14 protein-coding genes and 1 tRNA gene are annotated in these 14,670 nt (G+C 55.6%); 9 read left to right on the forward strand and 6 right to left on the reverse strand.

The genetic code is table 11. The features are described 5' to 3' along the window. Nucleotides 1-136: 136 nt before the first annotated feature. From topA to CLV58_RS14785, 3 genes are all read left to right on the forward strand, one after another. Nucleotides 137-2,839, forward strand: coding sequence for a type I DNA topoisomerase (gene topA / locus CLV58_RS14775; protein ID WP_106138596.1), 2,703 nt, complete (start codon nt 137-139; stop codon nt 2,837-2,839). 178 nt (nt 2,840-3,017) lie between these two features. Next, the gene (locus CLV58_RS14780) at nt 3,018-3,740 is read left to right on the forward strand and encodes an SIR2 family NAD-dependent protein deacylase (protein WP_106138597.1); all 723 of its coding nucleotides are present in this window, start codon (nt 3,018-3,020) and stop codon (nt 3,738-3,740) included. A 60-nt stretch (nt 3,741-3,800) separates the two neighbouring features. After that, entirely contained in the window at nt 3,801-4,520 is a 720-nt protein-coding gene (locus CLV58_RS14785; protein WP_106138598.1) for an endonuclease III domain-containing protein, read from the forward strand. 105 nt (nt 4,521-4,625) lie between these two features. Here CLV58_RS14785 and CLV58_RS14790 read toward each other — a convergent pair whose 3' ends face one another. From CLV58_RS14790 to CLV58_RS14810, 5 genes are all read right to left on the reverse strand, one after another. After that, complete coding sequence (locus CLV58_RS14790) at nt 4,626-5,366, reverse strand: hypothetical protein (protein WP_106138599.1); 741 nt, start codon at nt 5,364-5,366, stop codon at nt 4,626-4,628. A 32-nt stretch (nt 5,367-5,398) separates the two neighbouring features. Then, a complete protein-coding gene (locus CLV58_RS14795; protein WP_106138600.1) occupies nt 5,399-5,896 on the reverse strand; it encodes a hypothetical protein in 498 nt (165 codons plus the stop codon). Nucleotides 5,897-5,907: 11 nt separating this feature from the next. Next, the gene (locus CLV58_RS14800) at nt 5,908-6,930 is read right to left on the reverse strand and encodes an OmpA family protein (protein ID WP_106138601.1); all 1,023 of its coding nucleotides are present in this window, start codon (nt 6,928-6,930) and stop codon (nt 5,908-5,910) included. 124 nt (nt 6,931-7,054) lie between these two features. Continuing rightward, nucleotides 7,055-8,662: a hypothetical protein gene (locus CLV58_RS14805; protein WP_106138602.1), complete on the reverse strand. Its 1,608-nt coding sequence runs from the start codon at nt 8,660-8,662 to the stop codon at nt 7,055-7,057. Between the two features lie 53 nt (nt 8,663-8,715). Next, complete coding sequence (locus CLV58_RS14810; RefSeq protein ID WP_106138603.1) at nt 8,716-9,588, reverse strand: carbon-nitrogen hydrolase; 873 nt, start codon at nt 9,586-9,588, stop codon at nt 8,716-8,718. A gap of 285 nt (nt 9,589-9,873) precedes the next feature. Between CLV58_RS14810 and CLV58_RS14815 the strand changes: the two genes are divergently transcribed. The 4 genes from CLV58_RS14815 to CLV58_RS14830 all read left to right on the forward strand — a co-directional run bounded on the left by CLV58_RS14815 (nt 9,874) and on the right by CLV58_RS14830 (nt 13,368). Beyond that, nucleotides 9,874-10,104 carry a hypothetical protein gene (locus CLV58_RS14815; RefSeq protein ID WP_106138604.1) on the forward strand — a complete coding sequence of 77 codons (231 nt, stop codon included), beginning with the start codon at nt 9,874-9,876 and terminating at the stop codon, nt 10,102-10,104. 160 nt (nt 10,105-10,264) lie between these two features. Continuing rightward, entirely contained in the window at nt 10,265-10,456 is a 192-nt protein-coding gene (locus CLV58_RS14820) for a cold-shock protein (RefSeq protein ID WP_106138605.1), read from the forward strand. A 77-nt stretch (nt 10,457-10,533) separates the two neighbouring features. Continuing rightward, nucleotides 10,534-12,672, forward strand: coding sequence for a Tex family protein (locus tag CLV58_RS14825; RefSeq protein WP_106138606.1), 2,139 nt, complete (start codon nt 10,534-10,536; stop codon nt 12,670-12,672). A gap of 72 nt (nt 12,673-12,744) precedes the next feature. Then, the gene (locus tag CLV58_RS14830) at nt 12,745-13,368 is read left to right on the forward strand and encodes a C40 family peptidase (protein WP_245882336.1); all 624 of its coding nucleotides are present in this window, start codon (nt 12,745-12,747) and stop codon (nt 13,366-13,368) included. Between the two features lie 96 nt (nt 13,369-13,464). Here the strand turns inward: CLV58_RS14830 and CLV58_RS14835 are convergent, their stop codons facing one another. Then, nucleotides 13,465-13,722: a GIY-YIG nuclease family protein gene (locus CLV58_RS14835; protein WP_106138608.1), complete on the reverse strand. Its 258-nt coding sequence runs from the start codon at nt 13,720-13,722 to the stop codon at nt 13,465-13,467. Between the two features lie 169 nt (nt 13,723-13,891). Here CLV58_RS14835 and CLV58_RS14840 point away from each other — a divergent pair. Both CLV58_RS14840 and CLV58_RS14845 read left to right on the forward strand, forming a co-directional pair. Continuing rightward, a tRNA-Ala gene (locus tag CLV58_RS14840) sits at nt 13,892-13,965 on the forward strand. A gap of 48 nt (nt 13,966-14,013) precedes the next feature. Then, nucleotides 14,014-14,613: a phage integrase SAM-like domain-containing protein gene (locus CLV58_RS14845; protein WP_146141441.1), complete on the forward strand. Its 600-nt coding sequence runs from the start codon at nt 14,014-14,016 to the stop codon at nt 14,611-14,613. Nucleotides 14,614-14,670 lie beyond the last annotated feature (57 nt).

Consider the following 14,670-nt stretch of genomic DNA (forward strand, 5'->3'; position numbering starts at 1 on the left):
TTTGAGTCAGTGGTTTTGCGTCTATATTTGACGCGGATGGCTGCGGTCATTCCTGGTAAAAATTGGCCTACAGCGTCAATCTGCCTATCCAGACCGATCCGAAAGCCGGGTGCTTTCATCAACCTGATTACCTGATATGTCGAAAAACTTAGTCATAGTAGAGTCGCCCGCCAAGGCAAAAACGATCGAAGGCTACCTCGGAAAAGACTTCACCGTGAAGTCGAGTTTCGGGCACGTCCGCGATTTGCCGAAAGACGGGCTGGCTGTTGACGTTACCAACGGTTTTCTCCCGTCCTACGAAGTGTCGCCCGATAAGAAAAAGCTGGTGAGCGAGTTGAAGTCGCTGGCTAAGTCGGCCGAGGAAGTATGGCTGGCAACGGATGATGACCGCGAAGGGGAAGCCATCTCGTGGCACCTTAAGGAAGCCCTTGGTCTGCGCGACAATACCAAACGAATCGTATTCCGGGAGATCACCAAGAACGCGATTCTGAATGCCATCCAGCAACCCCGCACCATCGACGTTGACCTTGTCAATGCGCAGCAGGCCCGGCGCGTCCTCGACCGGCTGGTCGGTTACGAACTGTCGCCGGTACTGTGGCGGAAAATCAAGGGCGGCAGCACAGGGCTGTCGGCCGGGCGGGTGCAGTCGGTTGCGTTGCGGCTGGTAGTCGAGCGGGAGCGTGAGATTGATAAACACGCAGCCAAATCGTCGTTTAAGGCCGTGGCGCAGTTCATTGTCGATGGCAATAAGGTGCTGAACGCGGAAGTCGCCAAGAACTTCCCGACGGCTGCCGATGCCCGCGCGTTTCTACAGGCCTGCGTCGGTGCTACGTTTAGCATCAAGAGTCTGGAAACGCGCCCGGCCAAGAAAAGCCCAGCCCCCCCGTTCACGACCTCGACGTTGCAGCAGGAGGCTTCGCGTAAGCTGGGCTATGCCGTCGACCGGACGATGCGGATTGCGCAGAACCTGTACGAAGCCGGTAAAATCTCGTACATGCGTACCGACTCGACTAACCTGTCGCAGGAAGCCATCGACAAAGCGGTGAGCGAGATCCAGACCGAGTTTGGTCAGCAATACGTACAGACGCGGCAGTTCAAGACAAAAAACGAATCGGCACAGGAAGCCCACGAAGCCATCCGCCCGACTAATTTCAATGACCGCAACGCCGGTGGCGACCGCGATCAGAAGCGGCTGTATGAACTGATCTGGAAACGGGCTATTGCTTCGCAGATGGCCGATGCGCAACTTGAGCGGACGACCGTTACGATCACTATCAATTTCGCCAACGGTGCGACTGTCGACATCGACGTTTTCGGCGACGATTATACCCCAGCGAAGGAAGCCGGTACGAAAACCGAAAACCGAAAACCGACTACTGGAAACTTTCCTTCAGAACTGGTCGCGCAAGGTGAAGTGGTTAAATTCGATGGTTTTCTGCGCGTTTACCTCGAATCAAAAGACGACGAGGACGACGAAGACGCAAAAGGCATGCTGCCGCCACTGCGGGTCGGTCAGTCGCTGAATCTGGGGCAGATGAAGGCAACGGAGAAGTTCACCCGTCCGCAGCCGCGCTACGCTGAAGCCTCCCTCGTGAAGAAACTCGAAGAAATGGGCATCGGCCGTCCGTCGACCTATGCGCCAACCATCTCGACCATCGTCAACCGGGGTTATGTTACGAAGCAGGACAAGCCCGGTCAGGAGCGCAAATACATCGAATATACGCTGGCCAAAGACCAGATTACCGAGACAAGCGGTAAGGAAACGTTCGGCTCGGAAAAAGCCAAGCTGTTCCCGACTAACACTGGTATCGTCGTCAACGATTTTCTGGTCGAATACTTCCCCGACATCGTGGATTACAAGTTCACGGCTACGGTCGAGAAGGAGTTCGATGAAATCGCGGAAGGACGCATCAACTGGCAGAAAATGCTGGAAGGATTCTACGGCGATTTCCACAAGAACATCACCGATATTCAGGGTTCGTCGATCGTCACGTTCAAGACCGGTGCCCGCGAGCTGGGCGTCGATCCACGAACAGGTAAGAAAGTGTCGGCCCGGCTCGGTAAGTACGGTGCATTCGTACAGATCGGCGAATCGACCGACGAGGAAAAGCCACAGTATGCCAACCTGCGGGATGGTCAGCTGATCGAAACGATTAGTCTGGACGATGCACTGGCGCTGTTCGCGTTGCCGCGCGAAGTCGGTTTCTTCGAAGACAAACCCATGACGATCGGTATTGGCAAGTTTGGGCCGTACGTGAAGCACGACGATAAATACGTGTCGCTGACCCGCGAAGATGATCCGTATACCATCGATGAAAACCGGGCGATCGAGCTGATTCAGGCCAAGCGGGCTGAATCGGTCAGCGAGTCGCTGGGCGAATTTGAAGGCAAGCTGGTAACGACGGGTAAAGGACGTTTCGGACCGTATGTGAAGTTCGAGGATAAATACATCTCGATTCCGCGCAACGAGCAGCTATCGACGCTGACACTCGACCGGGCGATCGAGCTGATTCAGGCCAAACGCACCGCCGAAGCCAACAAGTACATCAAGGAGTTCCCGGAGCGGCCCGAGATTAAAATCGTCAACGGTATGTACGGGCCATATCTGGCTGTCGGCAAGCGTAACGTACGGATTCCGAAAGAAACCGATGCGGCTTCGCTGACACTCGAAGACTGTCTGGCACTGGCCGGCGACGAACCCGCTCCGGCCAAAGGGGGCGCTAAGAAAGCATCGGCAAAAACGGCCAAAGCTGACGCTAAGCCCGCTGCCAAAGCCAAGGCTCCGGCCAAGAAAGCTGCGGCAACGACCACCAAAAAGACGACGGCGACCAAGAAATAGGGCAACCCCGAAAGTCATATCGCCAAGGGCAGGTTCCGCGAAACCTGCCCTTTTTTGTGTAGCCCAGACCTCCCGGTCTGGTGGGCGCGATAGCGACCATCTTGGTTTCAACTTGTAAAAAATTGGCCAGACGCCCCCCAGACGTGGACATCTGGGCTACACGGTGTATCTTGTCCTCATGAAAAAACGTCAGAAAGTAGTTGTGTTATCGGGGGCGGGGATCAGCGCCGAAAGTGGTATCCCGACGTTCCGGGCGTCAGACGGGCTGTGGGAGAATCACCGCATTGAGGATGTGGCCACGCCGGAAGCCTGGCTGCGGAACCCCGTGCTGGTGCAGGACTTCTACAACCAACGCCGGCGGCAGGCGCTGACGGTGGAGCCGAATGCCGGACACAAAGCACTGGTTCGTTTAGAGGCCGCCTATGACGTAACCGTCGTGACGCAGAACGTCGATAATCTACACGAACGGGCCGGATCGTCGAACATTATCCACCTGCACGGCGAGCTGTTCAAGTCACGCAGTACGCGTAACGAAGAGCTGGTGTACGACATTGAGGGCTGGGAGTTGAAAATGGGCGATACCTGCGAAGAAGGGGCGCAGCTGCGTCCGCACATCGTTTGGTTTGGCGAAGCGGTGCCGATGATGGATATAGCCCTGGAAGCCGCCGATGAAGCCGACATCATGATTGTGGTTGGTACGTCACTGAATGTCTATCCGGCGGCCAGTCTGGCTTTTGTCGTGGGTGAGCGCATTCCCGTTTACGTCGTCGACCCGAATACACCGTCCATGCAGAAGCGTAGAAACGTGATTTTCATCGCCGAGCCGGCTACGACTGGACTGACCAGACTGGTCGATGAACTACTGGCAAAGGCGCAGATAGAGACGTCGGCAGGGGAGTAGCGGTGAACATTTGACCGAACAGCCAGTTCAGGAGAGACGTTTTTTGCGTCTCTCTTTTATATGGTAACTACGCTCGATTTGGCTGTTAAAACGCGCGATGCCCACGAACGTCTGAACGAACAGTATGGTGTCGATCCAATTCGGGGACGGGTCGATCCGATGCACGAGCTGATCGGAACGATCCTGTCGCACCGCACAACCTTCGCCAATGAGCGAACGGCTTATCAAACAATGCGGGAGCGGTTTCCGACCTGGGAAGCCGTACGCGACGCTCCGCTCGATGCATTAATCGACGCGATCAAAACGGCAAATTATCCCGAAATCAAAGCGCCTTACATTCAGAACGTCCTGACCGTACTGATTGCCGAGCGGGGCGAAGCGAACATCGATTTTCTGCGGGATATGTCGACCGAAGAGGCAATGGACTGGTTGAACCGGCTCCCCGGTGTCGGCCCGAAAACGTCGACTCTGTTGCTGCTGTTCTCGTTCCATAAACCTGTCCTGCCCGTCGATACGCACGTGCACCGGGTCACCCAGCGGCTGGGGCTGATTGGTCCGAAAGTCAGTGCCGAAAAAGCGCACAAGCTACTTCTGTCGTATTTGCCGCCGGACGCTACCGTGCTGTACAATTTCCACAAACACTTTTTTTGGCATGGGCAGCGGGTGTGTTTCTGGTACAATCCCAACTGCACCGGCTGCGTGCTCAACGACATGTGCGACTTCTACCAAACCGGCCGAACCGCCGTCTTGAGTAGCACACCTATTCGGAAGAACAAGTAGCCTGGACCTCCAGGTCCGGGTGGGCGCGATAGCGACCAATAAAGCTGCCGCCTGCAACAGTTGCCCTGACGGGCACCCGGACCTGGAGGTCCAGGCTACAGGATATTATTCACCGTATTTACGTTCGTGTAAAGCCTTTGCCTGACCAACCCAATCGTCGCGGTCGATGCGGCCGGGAAAAAATTCGATGATCTCGTTGATCTGCTTACTGTCTTCCTTCGAGAAATGGCTGATTTGCCGGAAGGTGTAGATACCCAGACTGTGCAGCTTGCGCTCCAGGAAGGGCCCCACACCGACAATGTCTTTGAGGTCGTCGGCATCGGTAGGGAGCGCCCGGCCAATACGATCAAACTGCAACTCTCCAGCACGGGCAGCAATGCGGTTTAGCACGGCGGTTTCGCCGGTGTCGGTAGCTGACGCAGGCTGGGGCGGGAAGACCGGGGGCGCTTCTGGGATGGGAGCACCTAAGGGCGGTATTTCGATGGGGGGCGGAGTGCCGGGTAGCTCGGGCTGCTCCGCTTCCGTATCGTCGGCCGGAATCAGGAGCGTAGGAGCCCCGTAGATAGGTGCCAGGGGATCGACGGGAATCATCGGAATGGGAGTCGTCAACGGTTCTGCCGATGTCGCCGTTTCTGAATACGACGGGTTTGCCGGTACGCTGATTGTATCTGCCGAGGGGCCATTGGCTAACTCTGCTTCCCGGCGGGTGATAGCCTGCCGCAGCGCTTTCACCCGGCCACTACGTGTCAGCCGGCCCAGTAGCCAGCCGACGAAAGCGGCCGCCGTCAACAGCAGCAGTATCTCGGCAACAGCCACAGGACGGGATAGCGGGTCTAATCCAAACATAAGGTGAATTGCTTCGGGGTGAGGAAAACAGATTACCGGTTCTGTAGCAGCGTCTTCGCCTGACCAACCCAGTTGTCGCGCAGAACACGACCGGGAAAGAATTCAAGAATCTCGTTGAGCAGATACACATCATCCGGCGTCAGGTGAGCCAGTTGGCTGAACCGGTACATACCAGCCGCGTGTAGCCGACGCTCGACCATGGGATTGATGCCTTCGATAAACCGTAAGTTGTCGGCGTCGTCGGGACCAGCGTAGCCAATCCGCTCGAAATCGAGTGCTTTCGAGCGTGACTGAATCCGGATCAACACGGCCTCCTCATCGGTGCGCTGAACAACGGGCGCTGCGTCTACAGGTGTCTGACGTTCTATCGGATGTACACGCTCCATACCGGCCAATTCATTCGTCAACTGATTGATGGTACGCTGATGCGATACGTAACCGATGATATAGCCCAGTACGGCCGCAACGAATAGCATGATCGCGTGTTGGGTCAGCGCGTCGGGCAGGTGGGATGGGTTGAGTTCAAACATAAATCAGCGAATTAGTTGACCACCACCGTAACACGGCGGTTGGCCCGGCGACCGGCAATGGTGCTGTTGTCGGCTTTGGGATCGGCTTCCCCTTTGGCGTCGACGACGATTTGCGACGCGCTGATGCCCGACGAGCGAAGGCGGCTTTTAACATCGCTGGCTCGATCGCGCGACAGGCGCAGGTTTGCAGCGTCGTTGCCCGTATTGTCGGTATGACCGGTCAGCCGTAGCTTTTTGTTTTTGTGCTTCTTCAGATAGCGAGCCGCTTCGTCGAAGAACTGGCGGGTGGCGGCTGTCTTAATGTAATTCGCTTCGTTTAGCTTGAAATACAGGTCGATGGGTTCAAAGACGGAGGTGAATTTCTCTGCAGCGGCCAGTTCGGCTTCCGTGTTCAGCGTCGCTACCGGTAGTTTTTTCTGTACGGTGTCGGCCGGTGCAACGGTGAGTTCCCGCAGTGACTCCGGCTCCGCAGCAGCGGTTGGGGGGGCGGGTTGCGGTGCGTCAGCTTCGGCAAAGGCAAAGGCTAGTCCACCCATGAGCGAATCACCTGCCGGTGTGGTAGCCATGCGAACGTCGGGCAACGTAATCAATTGGCCCTGTGTCGTCAGCGACGCTACCGGGGCTCCCTGCTGGGTCAGGTATTGCCGAAACTGTTCGGCACGGGCAACACCCAGATTTGTGGCCGACGCTGGTGTTGTTTCGTCGGCGGTGTAATAACCAATGATCGTCAGCCGCCGGTCAGGGTTGTTTCGAAGGTAAGTAACCAGCTCGCCAAGCGACGAACCCAGCGCGTCGGTATTGGGCGTGTCGCCGGAAAGGGCGAACCGAAAATTACCCGGCAACTCAAGGCTGAATCGTTTGCCGTCGCTGATGGGGGGCGGGGCTATTTCGTCGCCTTGCGCGCTTGTCGAATCCGTTGAAAAAGGCAGTGGCAGGTCGACACACAGCTGTTTTATGTGGCAAACATGCCACCAGGTCGCCCCGGCCATCCAGAGTACCAGCAGTAAAATCCAGGGCGTTTTACTAACAAACATGGAGGAAGAGTTGGTTAGTCCGGCGTTGCCCGACAATAGGTCAAAAGTACGAGTCTACCAGGCAAATGCAAGTCTACTGTTCGGGTAGATCGGTTAAACGAAGCGTATGATTGGTCACGGGCGGTCAACCACGGGGCATGGTCGCCCGACCCAGGTAAATTTCGTCGCCCTGTAGCGTGAGCGAGGTATAGAACGCATAGCCGTCTTTCACGTAGCGAACCATCACCGGCGTCTGCTGACCAGACCGGGCGTAGGCTTTCGACGCAACGACCAGAATCTGATTACCGTTGACGATGGCGCGCACGAAGGGTAAGTTCAGCTTTTTCAGTTGTGCGGCATTGTAGGCGACCCACGTTTTCCCCCCGTCGTACGAACAGTCGGTCGTTTCGTTGAGGTACGTCTCGCGTCCGTTGAACAGGTCGGCGTGGTGCTTGAACAAGCGCCACAGGCCGTGGATATAATGTTCGTAGCAGGCGTAGTTGCGGTCGTTGCCCGTGCCGCGCAGGGCGGGGTCGTTGTTCAGTGGCTGATCGGGTGTCAGATTGATCTGATCGTCCCAGAAGACCGAGCCGTATGCGCCTGTGAACCAATAGAATATGGCTGTGCCTTCGGCCACGGCGGGGGGCGCCGGGTGCTCCGCTTTGGCGCTGTTGGGGAAAGCCGCACTCTGCGAGTTGAATACCCATTGCCAAGCAATTCGCTTCTTGGGCGATAGTTTGGCGTTGACTTCCTGCTCACTCAGCAACCCCGCCAGCCAATGCCGGTCGAGGTCGGCTGTGTGTGAGGCTGAGTAATCGAAATCAGGGTAGTAGTAGTACGAACCCGGCATCTGAAAATCGACCATGTCGCCATACGTTTTGCCGACCAGATCGTCAGGCATACCCCGCTGCCGGCTGGTGGCCGTTTGCCGTACCGGTTGCGTCCAGAGCGGATCGGGTTGCGCCGTGTAGTCCTGCGTTCGCGCGTACCCCAGGCCGTTATGAACGATCGGACCCGCCGAGCCAATGAGTACCTGGGGCGTGGCATGTTCGCGGATCGTGCGAACCAGATACGTGAACAGATTAAGCTGCTCCTGCCCGTTGGGCGTCGACGGTGCAGCCCCCTCGTTTTCAATGTCGATATAAACCTTGCTGAACGTATTGCGCAGCCCACCGGGCGGGCAATCGCCGAAGCCAACACAACTGCCCTGTAATTCCATGGCCGCCTGATGCAGCGTTGTTCGGGTGGTACGGCCTCCGGGCGGGGTCCGGTACAAGGCCGCCTGGGATTGACCGACGTTCTGAACCCACTGCTGCCCGAACGGATCGACGAAGTAGTTGTTGTACAGAATTAAGCTACGCTGATCGAATGTCAGCCGACTGCGCCAGCCCGCCGGCGGGAAGCCATTGGTCCATCGCTCTTTGCCTTCCACCATGTGCGTCTGAATGATCGACGAAAAACCACGTCGGAACAGCTTGCTCCAGTCCTGTTCGACGGTCAGGTTACGACCGGCACCAGCAAACGTGATCGACTTGGTTGCGGGCAGGGTAAAGTCGCCGACTACGTCGAGGTTGTAATAGCCCCGGCGGGTGGTGGGCGTAAACCGGGCGCGGGGCGTCGGCGTGAGCGTCGTCAGCGGAGGCATTGCACCGGTCAGTCTGACGGGCGTTGGTTCGGGCGGGCCAGCCGGTCGGGCATACCACACACCAAATCCCGTCAGACCGAGCAGGCCACACAAAGCGAGTACTTTCATTCGTTTGGTCAAGAGTCGTCAGTATCCAGAACGGCGATACGGTAGCAATCGTATTACTCGTCGATGTAGCGCCGGGTGATTGGCTGGTACGAATCAATGCGCCGATCGCGGAAGTAGGGCCATGTCGTGCGGTATTTCTCCGACAGCGCCAGGTCGATCGGCTGTACGTGAACGACTTCTTCGTCGTGCGGGGCCAGGTATAGCAGCGACCCAAACGGATTGGATACGAACGACCCACCCCAGAATTGCTGATCGGCTTCGCGACCCACCCGGTTGACGGCTACAACGTGTACCCCATTGGCAATGGCGTGGCTCCGCTGAATGGTCTGCCAGGCGTTGTATTGCTCTTCGTTCTGTTTGGGGTCGGGCTCGTTGGTGTCCCAGCCGATGGCCGTCGGGTATACCAGCAGATCGGCTCCCATGAGTGCCGTAATCCGGGCGGCTTCCGGGTACCACTGATCCCAGCAGATCAGCACACCAATACGGGCATATTTGGTATCGAAAACCTTGTACCCCAGATCACCGGGGGTGAAGTAAAATTTCTCGTAATATCCCGGATCGTCGGGGATGTGCATCTTGCGGTACTTACCCAGATACGACCCGTCGGCATCGAGCACGGCGGTTGTGTTGTGGTAAAGCCCCTGCGCCCGCTTTTCAAACAACGATGCGACGATGACCACACCCAGTTCGCCGGCAACTGCCCCCAGCCGCTCGGTAGTGGGGCCAGGAATGGCTTCGGCCAGGCTGAAATTGTGGTGATCTTCGACGTCGCAGAAATACAGGGATGTGAATAACTCCTGCAAACAAACGATTTGCGCCCCCTTCCGGGCCGCTTCCCGAATGCCGTCGATTGCTTTCTGGATGTTCGACTCGACATCAGCTGTACAGCTCATCTGTACCAGTCCGACGTTAACTTGTTTCGCCATGCTGCAAAAATAGGTGTTTGACAGAACAACCCGGTAGGACGACAAAAGTCTGAGCGACCGGGTTCCACCGATTACAAATAGTGCGCATAACAAGGAACAAGCAGTTGATTCGTCATGTACGGTGGCTGTCGACCAGGGGATTTATGAACGCGCATTTGTACGCTATCGATATAATTATATTGTACTTGTATTATATACGTCGTTAAACTGTGGTATAGAAAGCGGGCCGGCAAACTTGGCCTGGCGTCGGGATTTTGCGAATTTCGCCCGTCAACCCCGTTACGTATGCAATCCAACGAGTTTACTCAGCTTCCCGTCCAGCAACAACTTGATACGTTGTACTTCACCGGCGACGTGCTGGCCAATCGATACGAGGGCGACGAGATTTTCCTGCTGTACAACCTGCATAACTTCTACGTCGAACTCCGGTACAACGCTTATAACAGCACGATAAAGGCGGTGACGACCTTCCGCGACACCGATAAACTGGAGCCGTATCTGCCGTATCTGGCCTAAGCAAGATTCGGTAGCGGGCTTACCATCAGTGGCTAAACTTCGTTTACAGGGGGCGAAAAATTGGACAGGATAAAGAATGTTGACCGCCAACCGAAAAAAAAATACTTGAATTTGGTTGTGTCATTTGTTTTGACGTCCTTCGCTTAAATTTAAACAAGCAATGCAAACAGGAACTGTAAAATTCTTTAATGAGACCAAAGGGTTTGGCTTCATTAAACCCGATGGCGGTGGCGAAGACATCTTTGTTCATGCTTCCGGTCTCATCGATCAAATCCGCGAAAACGACAAGGTTAAGTTCAACGTTGAGCGCGGTAAGAAAGGCTTGAACGCCGTGAACGTCGAAATGGCTTAATCGTAAGATATACCAGGACAACCGTTGTGAAACATGCCTTAGGGCATGTTTTTTTTTGCCCATTACTTTAGTACCCAATGCCTCAGCAAACCCTCGAACAGCGCACCGCTGCCCGGCTCGGCCTGAACGACCGATCGGTAGCCGCGACCCTCGACCTGCTCAATGGCGGAGCTACCGTGCCGTTTATCGCCCGGTACCGCAAAGAAGCCACCGGTCAACTCGATGAAGTACAGATCGGCCAGATCGGTGAGACCTACCAGAAACTCGTTGAACTCGACAAACGTCGGGACACAATCCTGGCCACCATCGACGGGCAAGGGCAGCTAAGCCCGGACCTGCGCCGGAAAATCGAAGCCGCCGACTCGCTCACCGAACTCGAAGACCTGTACTTACCCTATCGGCAGAAACGCAAAACGCGGGCCATTACAGCCATCGAACGTGGACTGGAACCACTGGCCAATCTGCTCTTGCTCCAGCGCGACGCCGATCCGCAACGGGCCGCCCAGCGCTACTGCTCGGATGCCGTACCGACGGCTAACGATGCCTTACAGGGCGCTCGCGACATTGTTGCCGAACGTGTCAGTGAAGATGCCGATGCCCGACAGCGCGTACGAAACCTGTTCGAGCGGGAAGCCATTATCCGTTCGGTCGTCAAAAAAGGCAAAGAAACCGACGGTGTGAAATACCGTGATTACTTCGACTTTGCCGAACCACTCCGGCGCGTGCCCTCGCACCGGTTGCTGGCAATCCGTCGGGGCGAAGCCGAAGGCATATTGTCGGTCAGTATCAGCCCCGACGAAACGGCTGCGCTCGACCGGCTGGAGCGGCAGTTTATTACGGCCAACGCATCGAAGGGATGCCGCGAGCAACTCACGCTGGCCATTCGGGACGGTTACAAGCGATTACTGAAACCCGCCATTGAAACCGAGTTCGACAATATGTCGAAAGAGCGGGCTGATAACGAAGCGATCAAGATATTTGCCGATAACCTGCGGCAGTTACTGCTAAGTCCGCCCCTGGGACAGCAGCGCGTATTGGCTATCGATCCCGGCTATCGTACCGGTTGCAAAACGGTTTGTCTCGACGCCCAGGGAAACCTGCTGACCGATACGGTACTATACCTGTTTCAGTCGGACGGGCAGAAGCAACAGGCCGCCCAGACGGTCCAAAAACTGATTAGTCAGTATAAAATCGACGCGATTGCCATCGGTAACGGTACGGCCGGCCGTGAAACGGAAGCCTTCATCCAGAGCCTGCCATTGAGCGAACCCCGTCCGGCTGTGTTTATGGTTAGTGAACAGGGCGCATCGGTGTATTCCGCGTCCGACGTTGCCCGCGAAGAATTTCCCGACAAGGACGTCACCGTACGGGGGGCCGTTAGCATCGGTCGACGTCTGGCCGATCCGCTGGCTGAACTGGTCAAGATCGATCCGAAATCGATTGGGGTGGGGCAATATCAGCACGACGTCGATCAGGGTGATCTAAAAGCAAGTCTGGATACGGTCGTGGAAAGTTGCGTCAATCAGGTGGGGGTGTCGCTCAACACGGCAAGTGCCTACCTGTTGCGCTACGTGTCGGGACTAGGTCCGCAATTGGCGGGGAACATCGTGGCCTATCGCATGCAGAACGGGCCGTTTACGTCGCGCGATCAGTTACGGAAAGTACCCCGACTGGGACCAAAAGCTTTCGAACAGTGCGCCGGTTTTCTCCGCATCGACGGCGCGAAAAACCCGCTCGACAATAGTGCCGTGCATCCCGAACGGTACGAACTCGTCGGGCAAATGGCCAAAGACCTGAACAGCACCGTTGCTGAACTAATGCGGCAACCTATCCTCCGGCAACAGATCAAACCCGACCGCTACGTAACGAACACGGTGGGACTACCAACGTTGCGCGACATCCTGTCCGAACTCGACAAGCCCGGCCGTGACCCCCGCGAAACGTTGTCGGTGTTTACGTATGATGCCCGCGTTCAGTCCATCGACGATCTGCACGAGGGAATGGTGCTGGAAGGTGTCGTGACCAACATCACGGCGTTTGGCGCGTTTGTTGACATTGGTGTTAAGCAGGACGGGCTGGTGCATGTATCGCAGCTGGCCAATAAATTCGTGTCGGACCCCAAGACCGTTGTCAGCCTGCATCAGCGGGTGAGCGTACGGGTGCTGGAAGTCGACAAGGAACGCAAGCGCATTGCGTTGTCGATGAAAAATGGATAAGTTGCATAACGTAAGCACTATTAGCTGATGTCAGGCTGCTGGTGCGTTCACAAACCTTACCTCTTGTCGCGTATGCTGTTACGCCGATTGCGAGCCCAGGCTGTCGCCGGATTCGTCCTGTTTGCTTTGCCAACACTGCTGACTTCCTGCGCCTTCTTCCGCACGTCGGGGCCATCCGTCAGCCGTCGCCCGACATCATCCCGCCCTGTGGCCGGGCGCTCATCGGTAACGAGGGGGGCTAAACGTCCGCCGGCTGTACCCACCAAGCCAACGGGAAAAGTGGTGGATACCCGCACCTACGAGAATCGCTACGTGCCGGAAGTGGTCAAGATCGCCCGTACGTACACGGGTACGCCCTACCGTTCGGGCGGCAATACGACCGACGGGATCGATTGCTCCGGGCTGGTATACGCGGTGTTCAACACCGTTGGGCTGCGGATGCCGCGTATCTCATGGCAGCAATCGGAGGTAGGGCGTGAAGTAGAGGTGAATCAGGTGGCACCGGGTGACCTGCTGTTTTTCGTACCCGACAAAGGGCAGGCAGGCTATGTGTCGCACACGGGCATTGTGACGGAGGTAAACGGGGCCGAAAATATACGGTTTATTCACGCATCGTCTTCGCGGGGTGTGCGGGAGGACAATCTGTACGCCGATTACTTCAAAGGTCGCTTCGTAAAAGCGCTGCGGCCGTTTTGATTGTAGAAGAAGAGAGAGGATAGACGAAAGAAGAAAGACGCTAGTCCAAACCAGTCTCTACTTCTTTCGTCTATCCTCTTTCTTCTAAAAGCAGACTTAAATGGTAGCGGGTTGGCTATTGGTGATAACTTCTTCCCAATACTGCCGATCGCGGTTTTTCAGTTTCATCTCCAGGCTTTGGGCTTCCCGGCGCGTCTCGAACGACTGCGAAAAGCGCACTTCCCACGGTTTGCCGTCGGCCGTTGCCGAAATAGTACGCGCGTTGTGCTGCCACAGCGAGATTTTCAGATCTTTGGTCAGGCCGATGAAATACCGGTCAACCGATGGGCTGTAGATAATATAGACAGTATGCATAGGGTAGCTGGACTCTTATCAAAGCTACGGAATCGTTAAGAAAAAACAAATTTGGCGTCATAAAGCCGTAACAACGACTTATGGGGACGAAAAAAAGCAGTCGGTTCGTTTGACCGTATTGGTTTTCTGCTACCTTTGCATCCACAAAACGCTGCGGGCGGCTTTGTATGGGGGATTAGCTCAGTTGGCTAGAGCGCTTCCATGGCATGGAAGAGGTCATCGGTTCGAATCCGATATTCTCCACAACGACACACAAGAAAGACCGTTCTCAATCAGGGAGCGGTCTTTCTTGTGTATACCCATCTCAACTTAACAAATCGCTTAACAACTTGCGGCTTTACTCCACCCGAAAACCACAAGTTAGAAGTGCCACCGTACCGAAAATGTAAACTTTACGACTATAACCAAGACACGTCGAAAACTTGGTCGATTGAGTTCTACCAGTGGAATATCCAGACCCAACGAAAGCAGCGTAGATTCTTTAGTAAGTTCAATAGTATACAGAATCCTAAGAAACGACTAGACGAAGCAAAACGCTGGATTGCCTTCATCGATCAGCAGCTTGAGCAAGGGGCTGTCTATAATCCCAACGCTACCATCCCGGCTCCTAAGCCAGTCGAGCAAATTCCCCTACTGACGGCCGACCTGAAAGCCTACCTGTCAGACAAAGAATCGACGTTAGGCGAAGACTCGTACAAAGTGTATCGAAACTTTGGGGACAAGCTAACCGCCTTTGTTAAGGAGAATAAACTACAGGGGTTAGCTACAAAGGATTTAACGCCCGAATGGTGTAGTCGATACCGTCAGCATATTCTCAAGCTGCACGATCACCCAACTACCCGCAATAAGGAGTTAGAGTGTGTGGACAATCATAGTAAACTTAGCGAATAGTATGACCTTTGTGGTATGAAACGCTACGAGCTGTCTGATCAACAATGGACCCGAATT

It is taken from the genome of Spirosoma oryzae, assembly GCF_003002825.1.
Classification (GTDB): Bacteria; Bacteroidota; Bacteroidia; order Cytophagales; family Spirosomataceae; genus Spirosoma; species Spirosoma oryzae.

Bases quoted from the DNA above. Each gene is read 5' to 3' on its own strand.
- CLV58_RS14820 (WP_106138605.1), top strand. From the start codon at position 10,265: ATGCAAACAGGAACTGTAAAATTCTTTAATGAGACCAAAGGGTTTGGC.
- topA (WP_106138596.1), top strand. From the start codon at position 137: ATGTCGAAAAACTTAGTCATAGTAGAGTCGCCCGCCAAGGCAAAAACG.
- CLV58_RS14780 (WP_106138597.1), top strand. From the start codon at position 3,018: ATGAAAAAACGTCAGAAAGTAGTTGTGTTATCGGGGGCGGGGATCAGC.
- CLV58_RS14835 (WP_106138608.1), bottom strand. From the start codon at position 13,722: ATGCATACTGTCTATATTATCTACAGCCCATCGGTTGACCGGTATTTC.
- CLV58_RS14785 (WP_106138598.1), top strand. From the start codon at position 3,801: ATGGTAACTACGCTCGATTTGGCTGTTAAAACGCGCGATGCCCACGAA.
- CLV58_RS14805 (WP_106138602.1), bottom strand. From the start codon at position 8,662: ATGAAAGTACTCGCTTTGTGTGGCCTGCTCGGTCTGACGGGATTTGGT.
- CLV58_RS14790 (WP_106138599.1), bottom strand. From the start codon at position 5,366: ATGTTTGGATTAGACCCGCTATCCCGTCCTGTGGCTGTTGCCGAGATA.
- CLV58_RS14825 (WP_106138606.1), top strand. From the start codon at position 10,534: ATGCCTCAGCAAACCCTCGAACAGCGCACCGCTGCCCGGCTCGGCCTG.
- CLV58_RS14830 (WP_245882336.1), top strand. From the start codon at position 12,745: ATGCTGTTACGCCGATTGCGAGCCCAGGCTGTCGCCGGATTCGTCCTG.
- CLV58_RS14800 (WP_106138601.1), bottom strand. From the start codon at position 6,930: ATGTTTGTTAGTAAAACGCCCTGGATTTTACTGCTGGTACTCTGGATG.
- CLV58_RS14795 (WP_106138600.1), bottom strand. From the start codon at position 5,896: ATGTTTGAACTCAACCCATCCCACCTGCCCGACGCGCTGACCCAACAC.
- CLV58_RS14810 (WP_106138603.1), bottom strand. From the start codon at position 9,588: ATGGCGAAACAAGTTAACGTCGGACTGGTACAGATGAGCTGTACAGCT.
- CLV58_RS14815 (WP_106138604.1), top strand. From the start codon at position 9,874: ATGCAATCCAACGAGTTTACTCAGCTTCCCGTCCAGCAACAACTTGAT.